Below are 22,691 nucleotides of genomic sequence, written 5' to 3' on the forward strand. Positions count from 1 at the left end.
ATATGTGTGTTTGGTAAGTTTATAAAGCTAGTAAAATATATGACTTAGTCATTCATTTCTATCTTAGATTCTAAAGAAAGTATATCTGCCATAAGTCGTGCGTTTCTATGTTTAATATACGCCTTTTTTAATGTTTCTAGAGCTTTTTTATCGTCCTCTAATTTATATTGATAGATAGCGGCTAGTTTACGATAAGTATACAAAGAACCGCCTGTGTCTATTGCTTTTTGATAGGAGACAGCCGCAGCATCATACTCTTCTTCATACTCATCTATATAACCATGTGCTAGATGTCCATCTACTGGCGATATTTTAATCAATTGGTTTGCATAGGATCTGCTTTTACTTATAGATCCACCCACTATTCCAGGCAGCTCGCAGTACAGTTGAGATAACGCATGTCTAGATTCTATATGTTTAGGGTCTAAGTCTGCAGCTTTTTTTAAATGTTTTTTAATGTCGTCTAGCATTCCTAGAGCTTTAAATTTTGAAGTACTCTTGGCATACAATCCCATTGCACCACCATATTTAAAGTTATATCGGGCGCTTTTTGAATTACTGTCGATTAATTTTTTATAATATCCCATTGCTTTTTCAAAATTATTTTGATGGCTAGCAATATCACCTAATCGTTCTACAACGTCTAGATTAGAATCATCCTGTTCATATAATTTGGTAAACGCAATTTGTGCTTTGTCAAATTTTTCAGCTTTGAATAATTGTTCCGCTTTCGCGTAAGCGGACTGACCATAAGCAACCGTGCTTATTAAAAAGAGTAGGGCAATAAATATATTCTTCATTCTGTAAAAATATCAAAAAGTAAACCAAAAGCTGTTTCCCTCAGTGAAAAGATACTTTTACTCAAACTTAGTTTCTAGTATTTGATGATCCACGTACCTTTAGGTCAAATCTAAGCCCATGAGACATTTTTTAATCTTTATACTATTAGTTTTAGGAAGTAACTTTAAGTCATATGCACAAGACTATTACACTGAAAAGTGGGAAAATGTCGAGAAACTAGAGGTGGTGAATAGGGTAGAAGATGCTAGAAAGATAGTGCGCGATATCTATAAACATGCAAAGCGTAAAAAGAACGATGACCAGTTAGTAAAAACATTTCTTTTCAGAGCAAAATTTAATTTAATCAAAGAAGAGAAAGGGCAACAACTAGTTTTAGCAGAGTTATCTGAGCTTATAGATCGAGCAAAATTTCCTAAAAAAAATGTGTACCACACCATTTATGCAAAGCTTTTAAACGATTATGTGAGTCAGAATCGATGGAAGTTACAACGCCGTACTGCTGGCGCAACGGTAGATAAAAATGATTTTGACACATGGGATATTAAAAAATTCTATGAGGTGATTTCTACACATCATAAACTAGCTCTTAAGGATAAAGAAGCATTAGGTAAACTACCTGTTTCAGAATTTGCTGCTGTATTAAATGCACGTCCATTAGGTAGAGAATTGCGACCTACATTATTAGATCTACTAGCTAGAGAAGCACTTGATTTTTATAAAACAGGTTATTACGGAATCACTAGACCTAAAGAAACTTATGTCATCACAGATAAAAATGCTTTTAGCTCTACAAATGTTTTAAGAGAAATAAAAAGACCCAAAGGAGATACGGTTTTCTCTAAATACGATGTGTTACAGCTTTATGCAGCGCTAGAAACCTTGCATGAAAATAAAAATGAAGATGGTGCTTATGTCACTATTTTATTAGAGCGACTGGACTATGATAAAAGCTTTTTAAACGCCTATAAGGAATTGCCAGTATACAAATCTATTCATGAACAGTTATTAGCGACCTATAAAGGTAAAGCGGTAAGTACAATAGTTATGTATAACCTGGCTCAATATCATTATGAGCAGAGTAATTATAAAGAGAAGGGTACTCGCCAGGCAGATCGAGATCTGGCAATTGCTATTTCAAAAAAGGCTATCGAGCAATTTCCAGATTCTTATGGAGCTATTAAATGTAGTTCGCTACTTTCTAGTATTTACGCACCTAGTTTAAGAGTACAGCATCAGGATCAGGTCATACCTAATGAATTGCATCGTGGCGTGATTCAATATAAAAATGTAAATGAAGCTACCATCCATTACATTAAAGTCGCGCATGATTTTTTAAGCTTAAAAGGTAATAGAGATTCATTATATCGAGTCACTTTAAAAACAGCGCAAAAAGAAAATCGTGTGGCTCTTTCTAAAACCATAAAGTTAGAGTCTGCGCAGGATACTTATGATCATAGTTATCAATATAATGTAGATGGGTTAGATGCTGCCACCTATCTAGTAGTGATAGAAACTAAAAGCGATAACAGTCAGGATATTGCGGCTAGTTTAATGACCGTTTCTCAAATGTCTATTTTAAATAAACGTACAGGAAACACCATTGCTGTCCAGGTGCTAGATAAAAAAACAGGAAAACCTCTTAAGAATGTAAAACTAGAGCTATCTCAGCTCAATTCTAATTACACAACCACTGCTATAACAGATAGAGATGGAAAAGCTGTTTTAGAAAACTCTAACGGTAAAAATAGTAGGTATACGTTAAAAGCAGTTCTTGGAGACGATATTGTTGTGAATCAGTTGTACTCTTATTTCAATAGACTTAATACAAAAAGTGATAAAAATAAAGAGGTAGTAGAAGAGATTGAAGTAACTGTAAAATCGTTTACCTATCTAGATCGTTCTATTTATAGACCTGGACAGACCGTTTATTATAAAAGTATTCTGTTAGCAAATGATGGAAAAACATCTTTTGTAGTTCCTAATGAAGAGTTTGTCCTGACCGTATATGATGCAAATAACGAAGAGATCCAGGAGATAACTGCGACCACAAATGAATATGGTAGTTTTCATGGTGAGTTCACACTGCCCAAAGAAACCTTAACCGGTCAGTTTTATATAGAGATAGATAGCGACGAGGATTCTGATTTTTGGGATAATGTCTATGATTTTAATGACGATTATGATAATGAAACTAAATTTCAAGTAGAAGAATATAAAAGACCTCGTTTTAAAGTAGATTTTAAAAAGGTAAAAGAGTCTTATGCTATGAATGACTCTGTTGTGGTTACCGCTTTCGCGAAAGCGTTACTAGGATCCAACATCACAGATGCCGACGTACATTATAAAGTAACAAGATCTGCTAGATTGCCATGGTGGCGCTATTCTGGATATTATTCTGGTGATCAAGTAATCGTTGATAGTGATGATCTAGAAACAGATGAAGAATTTGTAACTAATAATAAAGGAGAGTATGCTATAAAATTTAAAGCCATTGCTGACTCCACACTAGTAGCTAAAGATCTCCACCCTATTTATACGTATAGAATAGATGCTGAGGTGGTAGATATAAATGGCGAGACTAGAACGGCCAGTACTAGCGTGCGCGTCGGGAAACAAAGTATAGAGGTATCTCTTTTAAATGCCACTACCTTATCTACAGATGATAATAAGGTTAAAGTAGCAGTTAAAAACCTTAATGGAGAACTGGTAGAAGCGCAAGTAGAATTACAGATAAGACAACTTAAAACACCAGATCATGTCATTATACCATCTGCATTACCTGCTGCAGAATTCTATCAAAGCGATGATAAAACCTATAGAGATAAATTCCCTTATGCAGAATTGCGGAAGAGTGAAAAACCTACAGATTATAAAACGGCGCCCATTATTTTTAAGAAGCGCCTGACTATAGATTCATTAACTACAGTAGAATTACCTATTACAAAAAACTGGGATAATGGTAACTATGTAGTTTATGTAAAAGCTGTGGAAACAGGAAAAAGTAAAAGTCTGGATAACGAGAGGGATTATGTAGAAGAAATTAATAAAATAGAGATTTGGGCAAATAAACAACTGCCTGTAAATCCAGCGATCATATCACACGACTTACAGATAAAGGATAACGTAGCGACCGTAAACTACTTTACGTCTATGGATGGAGTTTACATGAATCTTATAACTTATGACTTTAAAGGACTCAAAAAGGACGAAATAATCTTTTTACCTAAAGGAAAAACAACTAAAAAATACAAGCTTAAAAATGCAGATAAGAACCTACTTAAATTTAGGTACTCTGTACAAAAAGAAAATAAGTACACAAGTAATAATTTTACGGCGCAAGGCAGCCAGAAAGCAGCAACTGTTTTTAATATAGAGACCAACACCTTTAGAAATAAACTCTATCCAGGTATGGAAGAAGAGTGGTCGTTTACCATAAAAGATCAAAAGGGTAATGGTATGAATGGCGAGGTGCTGGCCAGTATGTATGATAAAAGTCTAGATGAATTTACAGTAAAGAACTGGGATGGGTTTAGTTTTAACACTTATGAGAGTGGTTATGAGCCTGGTTTTTATCGTCAGGTTAATTGCTTAAATACTAGAAGTGCAAGTTTGTACTTTCCATATAGACAGGTGCAAATGCCGCAACTAGATTTTGACCAATTCAACTATTTTGGATTATCGTTTACAGGAAATATGAATCAATATAATAATTACAAAGCTAGAATAGAGGTCAAGTATGAGAAAGTAGAACCTATTAATGGATTTATTACAGGTAGAGTAATGGATTCAGATGGTGCCATTTTAGGAGCGACAATAACAATAAAAGGCACTGAATTGTCAATCTCTAGTGATTTTGATGGTTTGTATAAAATTAAGGCGTCTCCAGAAGATACCTTAGTTTTTACGTACGCAGGTTATGAAACGATAGAAAGAGTAGTAGGTAATCAAAAAGTGATAAGTCCTGTGTTTAGCGCTCGTTTAGATGCGGTGGTCGTAACAGCCTATAGAACTACCAGAGAAGCGATGTCCAGCGTTTCTTCTACCACGCTAACATCTGAGGATATAATAGATAGACCTAATGCTGCAATCATACAAAGGCTAGAAGGCCAGGTAGCAGGTTTATCGGTGCAAACAGGTACTGGGCAGCCAGGAGCAAATGCCCTTATTCAATTGAGAGGTGCTAGTTCTATTAATGGAAATACAGAGCTTTTAATAATAGTAGATGGTGTCCCGGTGGATGAAGATTTCTTTAAAAGTCTAGATGCTTCTCAAATTAAAGAAACAGCCATCTTAAAAGGAGTGAACGCAACAGCTCTTTACGGCAACCGTGCAGCAAACGGCATTATCATCATCTCGACCAAGGCTGGTGTGAGTGCAAACGACTTAGTACTTCAAGAAATGTCGCTGAATAATGTACAAATAAGAAAGGATTTAAAAGAAACCGCTTTTTTCTTACCCAACTTAAAAACAGATAAAAAGGGGAATCTTAAATTTTCATTCACTTCTCCAGAGATGTTGACCCAATGGAAATTAAGACTCTTTGCTCACAATAAAAAAGCAGAAACCGCTTATCTAGAAAAACTGGTCGTGACTCAAAAGGAGCTGAGTCTTATACCTAATGCTCCGCGATTTTTAAGAGAAACGGATACCATTAGATTCTCCACTAAGATAGCCAACTTGAGCGATGCAAAAATGGAAGGGATCGCGACCTTACAATTATTTGATGCACTGACCATGCAGCCTATAGATCAAGAATTTAAAAATACAAATGCATTGCAAAATTTCAGTGCAGAAAAAGGTGCTAACGCATCGGTTAACTGGACCTTTGTCATCCCAGTAGGTACACAAGCGGTTACTTATCGTGTCATTGCAAAGTCAGATAAATTTTCTGATGGAGAAGAAAATACCCTGCCAGTACTTACTAATAGAATGCTGGTTACAGAGTCTAGATCACTTTGGGTACGTGCTGGACAGACAGAAGAAGTGGTAATGGATAAATTAGAAAATAATACTTCTACAACACTAGAAAATCATCAAATGACATTTGAATATACTTCAAATCCTAGTTGGTATGCGATAAAATCACTGCCGTATTTAATGGAATATGAGCATGAATGTGCAGAGCAAACATTCTCTAGATATTATGCAAATGCTATGGCAGCACATATTTTAAATAGTAGTCCTAAGGTAAAAGAGGTTTTTGATAGTTGGGCTGCAAACGGTGCTAGCAAGAGTAAATTAGAACAAAATGAAGAATTGAAATCTGTGATTCTTGCTCACACTCCATGGTTGAGAGATGCACAGAGTGAAGAGCAAAAACAACAACGTCTTGCGGTGCTTTTTGACCTAGATAAAACAGCTCGTGAGAAAAAGAAAACTCTAGCAAAACTAGAAGAGAAACAAGGTGATTCAGGCGGTTTTCCATGGTTCAGCGGTGGGAATACAAATGAATATATCACCAGACACATCGCTGCAGGAATAGGTCATTTGAACAAATTAGGAGTAAATGATGCAGATAGACCACAAACAGATCGCATGTATAAAAACGCCATCGCTGCCACAGATCGTGCATGGGTACAAAGATTCAATGATTATCTTAGGTATAGTAAAAGTTTAAAGAAGTATAACTTCGGTAGCAGTTACTGGCATTATCAATATGCACGTAGTTTTGAGCCGTCGGTTCTCGATCGTAAAATGGAACAGGTATTAGAAGATGGTAAAAAGTTAGCTTTCGCGAAAGCGGAAAAAGAATTTGCTTCTCAGCCTCTTTACACACAATTATTAATGGCAATAGCATTGCATAGAAATGGAGAATCTAAAATAGCTTCAAAAATCTTAGAAGGATTAAGACAGACGGCGGTTGTAAATAATGAAAACAGAATGTACTGGAAAGAAAATACAAATTCTTGGTACTGGTACCGCAGTGATGTAGAAACGCAAGCACTAGCTATCGAGGCTTTTTCTGAAATACAGAACGACACAAAAACAGTAGAAGAATTGCAAGTATGGTTACTTAAAAAGAAAAGAACCACACAATGGAAATCCACAAAAGCTACTGCCGTTGCTACTTATGCTCTATTACTTCAAAATGGTAAATGGACAGATGTTGAGGTGAATAATAAAATTACATGGGCAGGAAAACCACTACCAGAAGATAAGTTGAGTAAAACAAATGTAGAAGCAGGAACTGGATATTTTAAAATAACTCTTGATAAAGAAGAGATCACTAAAAAACACGCTAGGGTAGAGGTGAAAAATAAAAGCGAGGTGACTGGTTATGGTGGTTTATACTGGCAGTATTTTGAAGATCTCGATAAAATCACAACAGATACTCAAGGAGCGTTATCAGTAAAAAAGATCTTGTACAAAAAGGTGACTAATAATTCTGGCAAAGAACTTAAAGAAATCACTTCTCAAGACGCGCTAGAAATAGGTGATTTAATCACAGTACGATTAGAAATCAAGTCTGCAAATGATATGGATTTTATACATTTAAAAGACATGCGTGCGAGTGGTTTTGAACCGGTAGATGTTGTTTCAAAATATAAATGGCAAGATGGATTGGGTTATTATCAAAGTACAAAAGATGTTGCGACTCACTTTTTCTTTGATCATTTAAAAAAAGGAACTTATGTTTTTGAGTATGACCTGCGAGCAAATAACGCAGGTAATTTTTCTAATGGTATCACCACTATAGAAAATATGTATGCGCCAGAATTCTCGGCGCATAATGCTGGAGAACGAGTAGTTATAAAAGAATAATACGTTTTAATTTAGGTATTTAAACCTGTGGCAATGGGTCTGCACCTTTTTTATTTGCTGGTTTATTAGAAGGTAATTTATGACAAGAATGTATAACGATTCCTTAAAATTTTAAGTATGTAAGATCGATGTGTTAAATTAGCTACGTGAATAAGGAGCAGACATATCAATTAAATGCTGATAAGAGTTTTAGAACACTTATAGTTAAGGCTTTGAGTCTTTTTTCTAGTGTGCGACTTTATAATGTGACTATAGTGGCTATTGCACAATTGCTGGCCGCTATTTTTATTATTGCACCTAACCTGACAGTACTATCGATTTTATCAGATTATAAGTTATGGTTTATTGTACTAGCCAGTAGTGCGGCTATCGCAGGTGGTTACATCATTAATAATTTTTATGACCGCGAGAAAGACTTAATTAATAGACCTCAAAAAACCTTGTTAGAAAACCAAATAAGTAGATCTTCCTTATGGTCGGTTTACTTTACGGTAAATGGTATCGCTTTTATTCTAGGTAGCATCGTTTCCTGGCGCGCAGGTTTATTTTTTGCTTTGTATATTTTTGCTATGTGGCTGTATTCTCATAAACTGAAACGAGTTTTGTTTTTAGGTAATTTAATGGCTGCTCTACTTGCTGTGACGCCTTTTTTTGTGTTATTCATGTATTACAAAAACTTTTATCCTGTTATTTTTGTTCATGGTGGTTTTCTGTATCTTATCATCGGTATGCGGGAATTAATTAAAGATTTAGAAAATCTAAGAGGAGATCTTGCACATGATTATAGAACAATACCAGTAGTTTTAGGTGAAAAGATGAGTAAGAAATTTTATACCTTACTTACATTCCTCACCATTGTGCCTATCACTATTTTAGTAGCTTATTATAAAATAGGTTACATGCAATATTATTTCACCTTAATAGTAGGTGCCTTACTTGTATGTTTGCCATTAATATGGTCCTCAAGGCGTAAAAGAGAATACTTATTGATTCATTTTATTCTTAAAATGATAATAGGTGCTGGTGTATTCTCGATATTATTGATTGATTTACCAGCTATTGTAGAACGATTACAAACCCTTTTTGCCTAATGAAAAATTCAGAAATTAAAGTAGCTCTTGCTCAAATATCACCGGTATGGTTAGATAAACAAGCAACTGTACAAAAAATTATGTCAACACTAGAAGAAGCGGTAAAGGAAAAGGCAGAGCTGGTTGTTTTTGGAGAAGGTTTATTGCCTGGTTACCCATTTTGGCTTGCCCTTATGGATGGTGCTGCGTGGAATAAGGATGCAGTAAAAGAATTGCACAGACATTATGCTCTTAACGCAGTACGTATAGAAAAAGGAGATTTAGATGATATTTGCGCTTTCGCGAAAGCGGAACACATATCCATCTATCTAGGTATAATAGAAAGACCAGAAGATCGTGGTGGACATAGTCTGTATGCGAGCATGGTTTACATAGATCAATATGGAATTATTCAAAGTGTTCATAGAAAATTACAACCTACCTATGATGAGCGATTAACCTGGTCGCCAGGAGACGGAAATGGTCTTGTAACCCACAAATTAAAGGATTTTACGGTTAGTGGCTTAAATTGTTGGGAAAACTGGATGCCGTTGCCACGTGCAGCGATGTACGCACAAGGAACAAATTTACATGTAGCTTGCTGGCCAGGAAGCGATCATAATACAAAAGATATTACTAGATTTATCGCCTGCGAGGGACGTTGTTATGTTTTATCCGTTTCTAGCATGATGTTTAAGGAAGATTTTCCTGTAGGAACACCACACTTAAAAGAGTTACTTGAAAACGCACCTGCTGTACTGGCTAATGGTGGTAGCGCTATTGCTGGGCCAGATGGAGAGTGGATTATAGAACCGCAAATAGGTAAAGAAGAAATTATCTATGCAACGTTAGATTATAACAGAGTGCTAGAAGAGCGTCAAAATTTTGACGTCGTAGGACATTATTCTCGACCAGATGTAACCCAATTACATGTAAATAGAGAGCGACAGAGTACAGTGAAGTTTACTAATTAATAAGTATCTAAATAAAGTAATTTGAAAGTTAAAAACCAATTCATAGCTCATGGTAAATTTCTAATCACCGGAGAGTATGCCGTTTTAGATAACGTTCCTGCACTGGCGATACCTTTAAAACTAAATCAGTATTTAGAGATTACTTACCGCGATGATCAAGAAATTACATGGAGTAGTTATAATAATGATGGAGAACGATGGTTTTATGTAGAAACTAATGTAAATGACCTTTATTCTGACTGTATCAACTGTAAGAACCCTATTACTATCAAATTAAGTGAGATTTTAAATACGGCCTTACACCTTACTTCAAATAATTCTTTAAGAGGTTTTGATGCAGTAATGAAATTAGACTTTGACCGTGATTCTGGCATGGGTACCAGTTCTACTTTAGTAAGTCTAGTTTCTCATTGGTTGGGTTGTGATCCATATCAATTGCAGTTTAAATGTTTTGGTGGTAGTGGTTATGATGTAGCTTGTGCTCAAGCAAATAGTGCCATCGTGTATAATTATAATAATGGAGAATCTATTGCTAGAGAGGTAGAATTTAGTCCTTCTATTAAGAATCAAATATTCTTTGTCTATCTTAATCGCAAGCAGAATAGTCGCGATTCTATTGCACAGTTTGATCCAGTTTTACTTACTGATGATTTAAGATTAGAGTTAGCTAACATGCCTAATCGCTTTTTAGAAGCTTCTAATAGTTTAACTGATTATAACAATGCAATGGTTAGGCATGAAGAAATTATCTCTAGTATAATTAATGTAAAGCCCATTAAGGAACAATTGTTTCCCGATTTTAATGGCGCTATTAAGTCATTAGGTGGCTGGGGTGGTGACTTTATCATGGCGACAGGTGATGCTGCAGCACGTCAGTATTTTATAGATAAAGGGTATGCTACCATTCATGAATGGGATGAGGTGGCACTAGATTCTTAGACTTTTAGTTAATCAGCGATTAATGTGTATAGCTAAGAATCGTTGTTAAATTTTCCGTTTTATTTGCTTAGAAAAAAGGTTGGTATTCAAATACTCAATAAGAAATAACGGTTCCTAAATTATTTGAAGTTCGGGAAACCTCTCAATTTTGAACTTTATACTGTATCTGTTTTTACTAATCAAAAAATGCGATTCTATTGTAATGTTATGTCTCTTAATAATTTCCATGGCAATTCTATGGTGTGATCTTGTAATGATAAAGAACTATCTTATAGAAAGGGTTACATTAGGTATGGGAACATTTGATAGACACATGTAATATGATGTTTTTTGTGTAGTGTTGTAGACCTTTAATGATGTAACTATAGTTATATAACAGCTGTAATGAAGCATTTCTTTTGTTAGTAAACAGCTATATGAACATATGACTATTAGCGACTACAGAGGTTTTTCAATAAAGTAAAATTATTAAATTCCCCATTAATTTTAAATATCTGTACCATTCGAACAATGTTATAAGAAACTAAAATTTTATGGACTAGCCTATTTACTCTTCTTAATGAGATATCTCTTTCACATTAAAATCACAAATTTTAAACTAGATATAGAAGAGTGCGTTGTAGGAGTATGTCATTCAGGTTTTTTAATAGAGATTTACAATTTTGATCCTTTTATAAAAAGTGCCTTATATCATATATATCTAGATTGAGATAATAGTTATTAGGACTTTTCATGTAATTAAATATGGACCACTTTATAATAGTGTGAATGTACCTCATGTAGAAGCTTTACTAGGATAAGAAAAGGTGTTCTAGAGGATTATGAGAACTGGAATGTTGTGAAAAATATCTAAACCTACGTTATTAGATTTTGAACAGGTTTGAGAAATATATCTAGATATTTGAGTCTAGTTTACAAGTTATAAATGAACCTATTAAAAACAAAAACGTCGCTCTTAAGAGCGACGTTTTAAAAAGTATATAAAATCAAATTCTTAGTAGAATACAGATCTATTATCCTCTATTTCTATTGATTTCTTTAACGCTTCAACTAACTTAGAAGTAGATTGATTTGCAGACTGTGTTGCAATGGTATTTGCATTTGCAGAGTAGTTCTGTAAATCTGGAGCAGTGTTTATAGAGGTAACTTTAATGACAAAGACACCTTTTTCACCAGCGATAGGTTGAGAAGTAGCTCCTTGCTCAAGACCGAAAGCTGTTCCTACCACAGCAGGCTCTTCTCCTACACCTATAATAGTTGGATTTTTACGATTAACAGCGCCAGCTACTTTTGAAGTTTGACCTTGGTTTTTTGCAATATCAGCAATATCAGTTGCTTTTATTTTATCCATGATCATTTTAGCTTTTTTCTCTTTTCTTAGAATCGGAGTAACTTTTGCACTAGCTTCTTCACTAGACATGTTGCCTGCTTCACTTATTTTTTTAAGTTTTACAACTACATAACCTTGTGAGGTTTCAAAACGCTCTATGTCGTCTACAGATCGATCTTCATTAAACGCCCATTTTACAATGCTTCTATTTTTACCTATTACTGGTAATGTCTCATCGAGAGGTTTTAGGTTTTTAACTGGTGTAGAAGTAACTGAATTTTCTTTGGCAAGAGAGGTGAAGTCACCGCTCATTGCTGATTTCTGGAATTTAACAGTTTTAGTAAATAATTCTTTTCCAGTTTGTTTAGACGCAAGAACTTTTTTTGCAACAGTTGCTAGCTTAACAGCTGGTTTAGGAGCAGCAACGTCATCTATTCTAATAATGTGATAACCAAAAGAAGACTCTGCAATACCTACAGTTCCATTTTCGTTTTCATATAAGAACTTAGTGAATCCTGGCGCAAAGTTTCTTGCGTTACCAGAGTAAATTACCCATCCTATATCCTGTCCGTTTGCTACTTCTTTGTTTTCTTTAAAGTATTCAAATTTAGAGTCAAATCTAGTTTTGCTTTGGCCTATTAAGTTAAAGATGCTATCTGCGGTAGCTTTAGCCTCTTCTTTAGTTTGAGTAATTGTCGCGGCTGCTCTTTGTGCGCCGGCATAAGCAACTAAGATATGTCTGTTTTGTACACTGTCGTTAATTGTTTTCTTATCTTCTACAAGAGATAATTTTAAATATTCTCCGTCTTTATAAGGACCATAAGTTTTTCCTTCTTCGATATCAGCAATTGCTTTTTCATTTGCAGAAAGGTTAGAGGTCATTACGTAACGGTTGTTATATGGAAGTTCACTATGTTGTGACACAAATGCCTCAGGATCTGTTGCGTCTGTAAAAGCAGGTACTGTGTAGTCCTCTTTTGTACTTAAGTTACGTAACGTTTGTGTAGTAAGTAATTTGTTTAAGTCTGCCTTAAGTGCAGCTCTATCTGCTGGAGAAGCCTTGTCTTCAAAAAGAACAAATTCTATATCGCGTTGTGCGTCTACTTTAAATTGGTCTTTATGCTGGTTTACGTAGGAATCAATTTCTGATTTAGAAACGTTCACCATGCTATCAGATATTGTTGAATAAGGGATGTTTACATAACTAAAAGAGCGGCTATCGTTCTCCATTCTGTATTCCATTTCTCCATCTACGTTTGTGGCAGTAAGCCCAGATTTTAAGAGATTAAAGAATAACTCTTGTTTTGCACCTGTTGCTGTACCAGCTATGTAGTCATTCCACGCTGCTGGATTAGTAGTTTTAATACCGTCTACAAAAGTTTTAAATTTTGCTTCAGAAAAACTACCATCTTCATTTAGAAACTGTGGATTTGATCGATAAGCGTCCTTTACTTTATCGGCTATTTTCTTATCGGTAACTCTTATTCCTGTAGCTATGATTTGTTGATCTAGTACTGCATTTCTTACTTCTTGATCCCATACAGAATTTACAGCCTGTATTTGAGAGAAGTTAGCACCTCTGTTTTTTGAAATGTTTTCTACTTTTCTCGCAAATCCTTCACGGTTTACTTCTGTATCACCTACATAACCCACTGCATCAGCTTGTTTTTGTCCATTTGATGTAAGAACACCTTGAATAATAAATGCAAATAAAGCCAGTGCAATTACTAAAATCAGAATAACTCCTTGATTTCTAATTTTACCTAATATCGCCATTGTTGTTAGTTTATTTTTTGATAAGTGGCGAAAATAGTGTTTTCCGCCTAATAATTAAAGTATCGGCCTGTTTTAAAAACTGCTTTTTATCTATAAGTTAGAATAGGGGTAGAGGTAATGGTTTGGATTCCGCTTTCGCGAAAGCGGAATTATTATCCATCTCAGTATTTTATTTCTATTTAAAGGACAATAAACCAAGGTGTGTTGATTATTCTTTTTCTCCAAGTGTAAGTAGTACGAGGTCTATTTTATTATCAGATTTTTCTAGGATCTTATATGAGTTTCCATCAATGATTACGATGTCGCCTTCTTCTGGTATTCCTGCAGTCTCATTAACGATGAGTCCACCTAAGGTCTCGTATTGATCACTTTCTGGTAAATCTAGTTTATAGTTTTCATTAATTTGATCTACTTCTAGCCGGGCGCTTAGTTTGTATTCTAAATCGCTTATTTGTGAATCTATCAACTGGTCAGAATCGTGCTCGTCTTCTATTTCTCCAAATAGTTCTTCTATTATATCTTCTACTGTGATTAGTCCACTTGTACCGCCATATTCATCGAGTATGATCGCGATGCTTTTATGACGTTTTATAAGTAGGTTAAGAACATCTTTGGCCAGCATGGTTTCTGGCACATTTACAACTTTGCGTTTTATATCTTTTATACTTTCTGGTGATTTAAATAGGTCAAAACTGTGTACATAACCAGTAATATCGTCTATAGTATCCTCATGTATTAGGATTTTAGATAATCCAGATGCTACAAACTTCTTGTTTAAATCTTTTATATTAGTTTCTTGATGTAGGGCGACAATTTCTGTTCTAGGCACCATTACTTCTCGAGCTTTTAGACCTCCAAAATCTAATGCGTTTTGAAATATCTGTATCTCGGTATCTATGTCTTCTTGTACCTGGACGCTCTCCATTTGTTCTGTGATGTAATTTCCTAATTCTAACTTTGAAAAAGTAAGTTGTAGTGGGTCACCATCTGATTTAAAGAATGCTTTTAAAATAAAGTCCGATATTAGTATGCACAGCCATGATATAGGCCAGAATAGAAGGTAAAAAACGTAGGCTGGTATTGCAAAAAACTTGAGTAACTCGTTAGAGTATATTTGAAAGAATACTTTAGGTAAAAACTCTGCAGTTAGAAGAATGATGAGAGTTGTGAGCACGGTCTGTGTAAGAAGGTTGTTTAGGGTACTGGAATATTGTGGATATGCGTTTACTAGAATGTCACTCATTAAGGTTTCCATGGCAAAACCATAAATAACCAGCGAGATGCTGTTACCTATAAGCATCGTTATAATGAACTTAGATGGTTGTACGGTAAGGTTACGTAATACGCGACCTATGAAATCGTTTTGACGTTTTTCTAGTTCTATGTGTATCTTGTTAGAGGATACATAGGCTATTTCCATCCCTGAGAAAAAAGCACTCAGCAATAGCATTAATACGATAATAAGTATCTGTACGAGCATTATTTTTTATTACGTTCTTCAAATCTACGACGAAAACGTCGTTGAAAGAAGTACTTAAATAATGCAGCTGCTCCCATAGCAATTAATATAAGGCCGAGAGTTAAAGTGTTACCTAATTCAAATATTCCTAAAATAATAAATAGTAAGGCAAAAATCAGATATAGGTATTCTAGGTATTGGTATAGCTTACTCATGGTTATTTTGTGTTACAAAGTTGTCGTCTGGGTTGCGTGTAAGACTCTTTTTTAAATCTTCTCTTGCGTCTAGGACTGTCCCGGTTATTTTCCCTATGTTTTCTTTATTCTCGCCGTCTAAAATAAGTGTTTCAAATTTCTCGTTTGTAAAAATCCACTTTGCGGCTTGATCCCAGTATAATTGATCTCCTTTAAAAGTAGTACCATCAGAAGTAGTTATGAGAACGTCACCTTTAAGGTCCACTAGTTTTGTCTCCTCATACATGATACCACTATTTGCTGTAATAACGGTCACTTCAGTTTTGTCATTGCTGTAATCGTAAACTTCTACTTTAATTCCTTCTGGGAATTCCTGGTAAGGAAAGTTGTCATTTTTAAAATCTAACATCTTGTTTCCTCTTACCGTAAGTTTTAATTTGCCGCTGTCGGTATGTTTTAGCAACATTTCTTCTACCTCGCCTATAGGTTCATTAGAAGCGATTTCCATTTTCTGAATTTCTTTGAGGTTATCATCACATGACGCAAAAAAACAGATCACGGCTATTGCCGTGATCGTGATTTTTAATAGGTGAGTGTAAGATCTCATTATGGGATTCTTACAGATTCTCCTATCCAGCAGTTAAAAGTGATGGTGTCACCAGAACTGTATGCGCTGTTTGCAAATATATCAGCTTTACTAGGTGCTGCACCATTATAACTATCTGCATACTTAGCAGCAGTTCTCTTTAATGATGGGTCTACTCTTCCTGCTTTACTTGCATATCTAGCAGCAACCCAGTAAATAGCTCTTTTTTCTAGAGGATTTGCTCCACAGCTACTTGTGCTGTTTGCAACCATTTCTGCTATTTTTAAATAAGGCTGTCCAAAAGATGGTCTTAATTCTGTAGCATCTAGGTAAGCTCTTCTTGCGCTACCGAATTGTCCTTTTGATTTATACAAGTTACCTTTTTTGTAATAGATATTTGCTTTTGTATCGTTATCGATTCCTAATTCTACAGCTTGATCCCAGTACTTAAATTTCTCTTGAGTACTTGTAGCGATGTTACCTAAGCCGTAAGCAGTTTTTGCGCTAGGATTGATAGCGTGTAATGCTTTAACAGATTTGATATAAAGTGGGTCTTCTGTACAGTCTTTCTTTTGTAGTCTTACTAAAACGTTGCTTAACCATTCTTTGCTCGTTTTGTTAGCTGCAAATTCTGCGTCATATAAAGGTATTAGCTTATCACAGTTTGCAAGTTCACCTAGGGTGCCGTTAACACTGCGCATTACAATACCGTAGTTTTTAAGGTTCTTTTCTTGGTAACCTATCTGCTTTTCTTCTTTATCAGTTAGTGATGTGGTTTCTTGTTTTTTAAGCAAGTCCGACACTACTTTTGATCTTTCATCTTGAAGTGATTCAATATGTTTTGTTAACTTATCATAGATATTGAATAGTCTTTGTAGGTCAATTTCACCATCTTTGTATTGTTTCTCAGCTAGTTTAAAGTAAGTGATCATTACTTTAGGGTCGGTAAAGTTTTTTGGATCGTCTTTAAAATTTTTGTCTAAGATATTGAATTGCTCTTCTTGAGTACCTATGTTGTATTTGTACATTACAGAAACCATCTCGTCTTCTTTTTTAGTAACGTTTACAACGGTAGGATATTTATCCACTTCTGTTTTAAGCATTCTTATAAGTCCGTCCACGTTTTCATTAACGTCTCCGATTTTCTTTTTTAATCTATATTCAAATATTTGCTCACCGTATTGATAAATTGCGGCACTTGCATCTGGACATTTTTCTAGAAGAATATTGAGGTTTTTGTAAGCCTCGTCATAGTTTTTTGATTTTGCATCTTCTGCAAATATGCTTAATAGCGTTGGGCAATTAGTTTCTTGCGCTTTAGTAAAAGCGATACTAAATAAAGTAATAGCTATTAATAAGGTGTTTTTAAGTTTCATATTAATGGTTTATGTAGTTCTTAATTGTATTTTCTTTTAATGAACCAGGTGTCATTAAGCGACAGGCCTATAGATAGGTTGAAAAACGTTTCTTTGATAAGTCCAGCGTTTTCTGTTCCTCTTTGACCGATTTCAAATCCTAGGTTTGCGTTTGAGAAACCGTTTCTACGTCCTATGGGTAAACCTAGACCGAAAGATATGCCAAATTCTTTAATATCTTCTGTATCGATTCCGTTTCCACTCACTGAAAGACCTAACTCTTCATAGCGTATTCCACCGCGATATACCACGCGATCCCAGTAACTAGTGATACTGTTGTAGTTAGGGATATAAAACCCACCTGCTCTGAAAGAGTCAGCATCTGTGAATGTGGTTCCCGCAGGAGCAAATGTTCTAGATGTTAAGGCGCTACTACCTTTAGTAGAGTACTCTGCACCTATATTCCATTTACGTGGTCTACCTAGAGTTGCTCCTAATGTAAACTCTGATGGTAATTTTAAATCTTGCTCGTCAAATTCGGCTTCACGCACATTTACGGTGCTTTCTATTAAATCTGTCGACAGAATGAATGCAGATAAATTGCGTTCATTTTTTGCGTTTAATTTACTTTCTGGACTGTAAACTGCGCTTGCTTGTATTTCTAATTTATCAGTTATCATTTTCTGATAGTGTAAACCAAAGTTGTACGATGCGCCGCTAAAATCTGTTTCATTAGTTTCGTTAGTTCCTAGTTGAACGTTACTAGTTGCTATACTGGACGAGTTAGTCTCTTCACCAAAGTTATATCTAAACTCTGCACCTATGCTTAAAGCAGGAGTTAATTTATAACCGGCTCCTAAATAAGCGCGGTTAATACTTCCTTCTCCGGTATAATTAGCATATAAAGTTTCTGTAACGCTACCTATTTCATATCCTACCGAATTGAAAGGAACTAATCCAAAACCGAAAGCTGCTTTTTTACCAACTGGTATTCCTATACTTACATATTCTATAGAAGTTGCGTCATAAGAGTCATTTTCTGTTTTTGTAGATGCAGATGTTTTAGAGTGTAAAGCGCCTAGAGAATAGGTGGTTACCCTTAGGTTTGCGTAAGCTGCAGGGTTTCTTAAATTTATGTGGATGCTATCCACATAGGTTAACATGCTTCCCATGCTTCGATTTTCAATGGTACCTTTAAAGGTTTGTTGTCCCAGTCCAAAGAATGAATATGGTGATGAAGTACGCGATTGTGCAAAGCTATTCATGCTAAATAAAATCACTACCGCGATTAAAAAACTTCTGATCATAGGTTTTTATTAAATAAATATAAATAATGGATGCCATGTAGTATCAAAAAAGGCGTGGCAAAGAAACGGTTTTTTAGTTGTTTTATCAATAGCTCGCTATCTCCACCAGTGATAAATACTTCTAAATTTTTATTAGACTTCTTATATTGTTTTATAACTCCTTTTATTTCTTGGCTAAGACCATTAACAACCCCACTGTGAATCGAGGTTTGTGTGGTGTTTCCTATTATGTCTACTACAGGTTCAGAATGTAATAACGGTAGGTTTGCTGTGAAATTATGAAGAGATTCATAACGTAATCGTAAACCGGGCGATATGGCGCCGCCGTAATAATTTTCTTTTTCATCTACATAGTCATATGTCACGCAGGTACCAGCGTCTATCACTAGTAAGGCTTTGTTTTTAGAAGCTATAGATAGTGCTCCAGCGACCAACGCAACGCGGTCGTTACCTAGTGTTAAGCTTTGATAATGATTGTTAAAGGGTAGTTTTATACTGTTATTAATCAGAAATACCGTTTTAAATGTGGCTCTCAAAAGGTTCATTAAATTCTCTGGAAAAGAACCTACGTTGCATATTGCTACTTCTTTTACGGTAGGATATTGCCTAGTTGTTTTTCGTATTGACGTTTTGAAACCTTCATTATCGGTACGCAAAACTTTATAAATATTCCCCTTATCCATCACAGCTATTTTTATGGATGTGTTTCCTATATCTATTACTAAAATCATAACGTGATATTTTTCTTGGGATGATTGCTTTTTTTCTCTGAAATAAAAAAGCCCGATCGTAAGATCGGGCTTTTAAGTGGTACCTCCAGGAATCGAACCAGGGACACAAGGATTTTCAGTCCTTTGCTCTACCAACTGAGCTAAGGTACCATTGCTCGTAAGCGGTTGCAAACTTACATCATTTTTTACTTTAGAAAAACTTTTTACAAGTTTTTTTTAAAATAATTTTAATTTTTTAGTGTTTGGCTTTCTAAAATTTTCTCCAAACCCATTCCTCTAGAGCCTTTTATTAATATAACTTGTTCTTTGTCAGTGTTTATGTTAGTGTTTTTTAGAAAAGTAGAGAGCTCTTCAAACTGTTTAGCTGATGTGATTCTTGATTTAAAAAAGTTTTCTCCTATTAGATAAACGTCATCTATTTTTAGTTTCTGAGTAAGAGAAGCGATATTTTGATGTTCTTCTGCGGCATAGTTACCTAATTCAAACATGTCGCCTAAAATGGCTGTTTTGTTAATGTAATTTTGTGAGGCTAGATTTTCTAAGGCAACACTCATGCTGGTAGGGTTTGCGTTATAGGCATCTAATATGATTTTAGTTTTATTTTTTATGATGATTTGAGATCTGTTATTTTTAGGTGCGTAGTTTTCTATACCTGAAATAATTTGTTTAGGTTGCATTTCCATTAGTTTTCCAACAGTGTAAGCAAATAATGCATTGTGATAATTGTAAACCCCTGTTAATTGTGTTTTGATCAAATTGCCTTCTACGATAAATTGTATAAAAGGAGTGTTTGAATGAATACTCGTGTTTGATGGAGTGAAAAACTGATTCATTCCCACGGTTCTAACTATCTGTTCTGGATCCCACTTGCCAACAATAACTTTTCTGTTGTTTTCTTTTAGGTAGGCATAGAGTTCGCTTTTACTGTTTTTCACACCTTCTATGCTGCCAAATCCTTCTAAGTGGGCTTTTCCATAATTTGTGATGAGTCCTATATCAGGTTGTGCTATATTACAGAGGCCAGCTATTTCTTTTGGGTGATTTGCGCCCATTTCTACAACTCCTATTTGTAGACTGGTGTCAAAGGAGAGTAGTGTTATTGGAACACCTATATGATTGTTTAAATTGCCTTTAGTTCCCTTTACTTTGAATTGATTAGTTAGTACAGATAGTATAAGTTCCTTAGTAGTGGTTTTACCGTTACTTCCCGTAAGCGCAATTATAGGTATGTTAAGGTAGTTTCTATGAAAGGTGGCGAGTTCTTGTAGTGTGGTTAGTGTATTTTTTACAACGGTTACTCTTGGGTCTGTTAACCATTTTGCGTCGCTACTTACTGCGTGAATAGCGTCATTTTTTAATGCTTGTTCTATATATTCATTTCCGTTAAAGTTTTTTCCTTTAAGAGCAAAGAACAACTGGTTCTTTGCTATAATGCGAGTGTCTGTATTTACACCGCTAGATTTTAAGAATGTTTGATGTAATTTTTCTAACATTTAGTTTCGATTTAGGGTATTAAAAAAGCCCTTTAAATAAGGGCTTTTTTTGTAATTATAAAAGGTCTCGATTTACTAGTTGCGAGGTCTTTTAGTTTTCTTTGCTTTTGAGCCTACTCTGGACATTGCACAACGGAAACCTAAGTCATCCTTTGCCATATCTTGAGGGTAGGATCTTCTAGCTGCAGGGTCTAACCAGTATGCTCTGTCTCTCCATGATCCACCTTTGATAACTCTTACTTCATTATTGATAAGTGAAGTTCTGTTAGAATCTTTATCGTATTGACGGTCTAGATTACCTTCAGAATCTGTAGTCACACTATGTTTAGGAGAGTTGTACATTCTGTTATTCTCGTCTTCAAGACGATCTTTTTTATCGAAGTACTTAGTTGATTGTGGATCGCCATCACGGAAATCACGATTATCACTTCTATCAAAGTTAGTTCTTAAATAGGTTTCATCTTCATCAATAGCTTCTCGCTGTATTTCTCCTGGTAACGCACGAGCGATAACTTTACCATTGCTAAGTGTGTCATAAGGAATTGAGTCAGCGCTTACGACAGCGATCATTCCATCTTTTCCTATTTTGTTTCTTGTGTAAACGTTTCCACGGTAATAATTAAAGTCGTTAAACTCGTCATCTACCATAGGACGGTATACGTCAGCAACCCATTCTGATACATTACCTGCCATTTCATAAACACCAAAATCATTAGGCTCATAAAATTTAACAGGTGCTGTGATATCAGCGCCATCATCGCTCCATCCAGCTATACCACCATAATCACCATCACCTTGCTTAAAGTTAGCTAAGTGGTCACCACGAGATTTACGCTTTCCACTTCGTGTGTACTGACCATCCCAAGGATATTTTTTTCTACCGCGGTATGCGTTATATTCACGTATACTTCCTAAACCTATTGCAGCATATTCCCATTCAGCCTCAGTAGGTAATCTGTAGCCAGGTAAAATAACACCATCTTTTCTAGTTACATATAAGCCACTAGCCTCTCCACTGCCATCGCCTTGTTTTGCTTCTTTAGCTAACTTTTTCTTTTCTAGTTGTTCTGATCGTTTTCCTCCTTTTGTCTTTTCTTCGTCACCACCATAAGTAAGTGTAGGAGCGTTTAAATACGTTTCAGTACTGAATGTAGCTCCAGCCTCTTGGTTTGCTAGTGCGTCTTTAGAGGTGTAGCCTTGTTCGTTAAGAATTAATTCATTCACACGATCGGTTCTCCAGTTAGCATATTCTACTGACTGTATCCACGTTACACCTACTACTGGGTAGTTTTGGTACGCTGGGTGGCGTAGATAGTTTTTAGTCATTTCTTCATTATAACCCAAGCGATTTCTCCATACTAACGTATCAGGAACTGCGCCGTTATAAATGTTACGGTATTCTTCATCTTCTGGTGGGAATACAGCTTTTATGTATTCTAACATTTCCAGGTACATACCGTTAGTAACTTCAGTTTCATCCATGTAAAAGGATTGAACATGCTGTTGATTAGGTGTGTTGTTCCAATCATGCATAGGGTCATCTTTAACACGACCCATAGTGAATGTTCCACCTTCTACAAAGACAAGGCCAGGTCCGGTTTCTTGTTCTTTATATTTGGTGTTAAGTTCAAATCCGTTTTTACCGGTGACGTCCCAGCCGGTTCCACGAGATGTGGATGTGTAGTTATTTCCACCACCACCACAACTCACTATCGCCATTCCGGCGAAGAGAGTAAAGACTGCTTTTATCGCAAAGTACTTCTTCATTTTAAGAATTTATTTTGAGTAATGAGTTGCAATATAATTATTTCAATCTAATACGAAAGCATTAAATCACATTATTCGCGTTACATTTGTCGTTTGTGTATATTAAACGACGACGAATCGCTTTTATTATTCGTAATCTTAAAATTT

At 35.4% G+C, this 22,691-nt stretch carries 14 protein-coding genes and 1 tRNA gene; 4 read left to right on the forward strand and 11 right to left on the reverse strand.

Going from position 1 to position 22,691, the window contains the following annotated elements:
- Positions 1–44 precede the first annotated feature (44 nt).
- A complete protein-coding gene (locus Q0838_RS01140) occupies positions 45–800 on the reverse strand; it encodes a hypothetical protein (RefSeq protein WP_298950347.1) in 756 nt (251 codons plus the stop codon).
- A gap of 118 nt (positions 801–918) precedes the next feature.
- Between Q0838_RS01140 and Q0838_RS01145 the strand changes: the two genes are divergently transcribed.
- The 4 genes from Q0838_RS01145 to Q0838_RS01160 all read left to right on the forward strand — a co-directional run bounded on the left by Q0838_RS01145 (position 919) and on the right by Q0838_RS01160 (position 10,546).
- On the forward strand, positions 919–7,563 hold the full coding sequence (locus Q0838_RS01145; RefSeq protein ID WP_298950348.1) for an MG2 domain-containing protein: 6,645 nt from the start codon (positions 919–921) through the stop codon (positions 7,561–7,563).
- A gap of 146 nt (positions 7,564–7,709) precedes the next feature.
- Complete coding sequence (locus Q0838_RS01150) at positions 7,710–8,654, forward strand: geranylgeranylglycerol-phosphate geranylgeranyltransferase (protein WP_298950350.1); 945 nt, start codon at positions 7,710–7,712, stop codon at positions 8,652–8,654.
- Positions 8,654–9,607, forward strand: a complete 954-nt coding sequence (locus Q0838_RS01155) for a carbon-nitrogen hydrolase family protein (protein ID WP_298950351.1) — start codon at positions 8,654–8,656, stop codon at positions 9,605–9,607. The genes Q0838_RS01150 and Q0838_RS01155 overlap by 1 nt, the downstream gene beginning before the upstream one ends.
- A gap of 21 nt (positions 9,608–9,628) precedes the next feature.
- Positions 9,629–10,546, forward strand: coding sequence for a GYDIA family GHMP kinase (locus Q0838_RS01160; protein WP_298950352.1), 918 nt, complete (start codon positions 9,629–9,631; stop codon positions 10,544–10,546).
- A 994-nt stretch (positions 10,547–11,540) separates the two neighbouring features.
- Here Q0838_RS01160 and Q0838_RS01165 read toward each other — a convergent pair.
- The 10 genes from Q0838_RS01165 to gldJ form a co-directional block, all read right to left on the reverse strand.
- The gene (locus Q0838_RS01165; RefSeq protein ID WP_298950354.1) at positions 11,541–13,652 is read right to left on the reverse strand and encodes a peptidylprolyl isomerase; all 2,112 of its coding nucleotides are present in this window, start codon (positions 13,650–13,652) and stop codon (positions 11,541–11,543) included.
- Positions 13,653–13,860: 208 nt separating this feature from the next.
- Positions 13,861–15,132, reverse strand: coding sequence for a hemolysin family protein (locus tag Q0838_RS01170; RefSeq protein WP_298950358.1), 1,272 nt, complete (start codon positions 15,130–15,132; stop codon positions 13,861–13,863).
- The gene (locus tag Q0838_RS01175) at positions 15,132–15,326 is read right to left on the reverse strand and encodes a hypothetical protein (protein WP_298950360.1); all 195 of its coding nucleotides are present in this window, start codon (positions 15,324–15,326) and stop codon (positions 15,132–15,134) included. The genes Q0838_RS01170 and Q0838_RS01175 overlap by 1 nt, the downstream gene beginning before the upstream one ends.
- Positions 15,319–15,912, reverse strand: coding sequence for an LPS export ABC transporter periplasmic protein LptC (gene lptC / locus Q0838_RS01180; RefSeq protein WP_298950361.1), 594 nt, complete (start codon positions 15,910–15,912; stop codon positions 15,319–15,321). The genes Q0838_RS01175 and lptC overlap by 8 nt, the downstream gene beginning before the upstream one ends.
- Positions 15,912–17,267, reverse strand: a complete 1,356-nt coding sequence (locus tag Q0838_RS01185; RefSeq protein WP_298950363.1) for a hypothetical protein — start codon at positions 17,265–17,267, stop codon at positions 15,912–15,914. The genes lptC and Q0838_RS01185 overlap by 1 nt, the downstream gene beginning before the upstream one ends.
- Positions 17,268–17,287: 20 nt before the next feature.
- A complete protein-coding gene (locus Q0838_RS01190; RefSeq protein ID WP_298950366.1) occupies positions 17,288–18,553 on the reverse strand; it encodes a hypothetical protein in 1,266 nt (421 codons plus the stop codon).
- A complete protein-coding gene (locus tag Q0838_RS01195; protein ID WP_298950368.1) occupies positions 18,550–19,284 on the reverse strand; it encodes a type III pantothenate kinase in 735 nt (244 codons plus the stop codon). Before Q0838_RS01195 ends, Q0838_RS01190 begins: the two co-directional genes overlap by 4 nt.
- Before the next feature lie 77 nt (positions 19,285–19,361).
- Positions 19,362–19,434, reverse strand: a tRNA-Phe gene (locus tag Q0838_RS01200).
- Positions 19,435–19,511: 77 nt separating this feature from the next.
- Positions 19,512–20,777: a UDP-N-acetylmuramoyl-tripeptide--D-alanyl-D-alanine ligase gene (gene murF / locus Q0838_RS01205; RefSeq protein ID WP_298950370.1), complete on the reverse strand. Its 1,266-nt coding sequence runs from the start codon at positions 20,775–20,777 to the stop codon at positions 19,512–19,514.
- A 75-nt stretch (positions 20,778–20,852) separates the two neighbouring features.
- Positions 20,853–22,544 (reverse strand): gliding motility lipoprotein GldJ, encoded by a 1,692-nt coding sequence (gene gldJ, locus Q0838_RS01210; RefSeq protein WP_298950372.1) that lies wholly within the window; start codon positions 22,542–22,544, stop codon positions 20,853–20,855.
- Between the last annotated feature and the right edge of the window lie 147 nt (positions 22,545–22,691).

The organism is uncultured Nonlabens sp., assembly GCF_947495285.1.
In the GTDB taxonomy this organism is placed as follows: domain Bacteria; phylum Bacteroidota; class Bacteroidia; order Flavobacteriales; family Flavobacteriaceae; genus Nonlabens.

Coding starts and splice junctions, on each gene's coding strand:
- Q0838_RS01190 (WP_298950366.1), bottom strand. CDS start 18,553: ATGATCAGAAGTTTTTTAATCGCGGTAGTGATTTTATTTAGCATGAAT.
- gldJ (WP_298950372.1), bottom strand. CDS start 22,544: ATGAAGAAGTACTTTGCGATAAAAGCAGTCTTTACTCTCTTCGCCGGA.
- Q0838_RS01175 (WP_298950360.1), bottom strand. CDS start 15,326: ATGAGTAAGCTATACCAATACCTAGAATACCTATATCTGATTTTTGCC.
- murF (WP_298950370.1), bottom strand. CDS start 20,777: ATGTTAGAAAAATTACATCAAACATTCTTAAAATCTAGCGGTGTAAAT.
- Q0838_RS01170 (WP_298950358.1), bottom strand. CDS start 15,132: ATGCTCGTACAGATACTTATTATCGTATTAATGCTATTGCTGAGTGCT.
- Q0838_RS01155 (WP_298950351.1), top strand. CDS start 8,654: ATGAAAAATTCAGAAATTAAAGTAGCTCTTGCTCAAATATCACCGGTA.
- Q0838_RS01140 (WP_298950347.1), bottom strand. CDS start 800: ATGAAGAATATATTTATTGCCCTACTCTTTTTAATAAGCACGGTTGCT.
- Q0838_RS01165 (WP_298950354.1), bottom strand. CDS start 13,652: ATGGCGATATTAGGTAAAATTAGAAATCAAGGAGTTATTCTGATTTTA.
- lptC (WP_298950361.1), bottom strand. CDS start 15,912: ATGAGATCTTACACTCACCTATTAAAAATCACGATCACGGCAATAGCC.
- Q0838_RS01195 (WP_298950368.1), bottom strand. CDS start 19,284: ATGATTTTAGTAATAGATATAGGAAACACATCCATAAAAATAGCTGTG.
- Q0838_RS01145 (WP_298950348.1), top strand. CDS start 919: ATGAGACATTTTTTAATCTTTATACTATTAGTTTTAGGAAGTAACTTT.
- Q0838_RS01185 (WP_298950363.1), bottom strand. CDS start 17,267: ATGAAACTTAAAAACACCTTATTAATAGCTATTACTTTATTTAGTATC.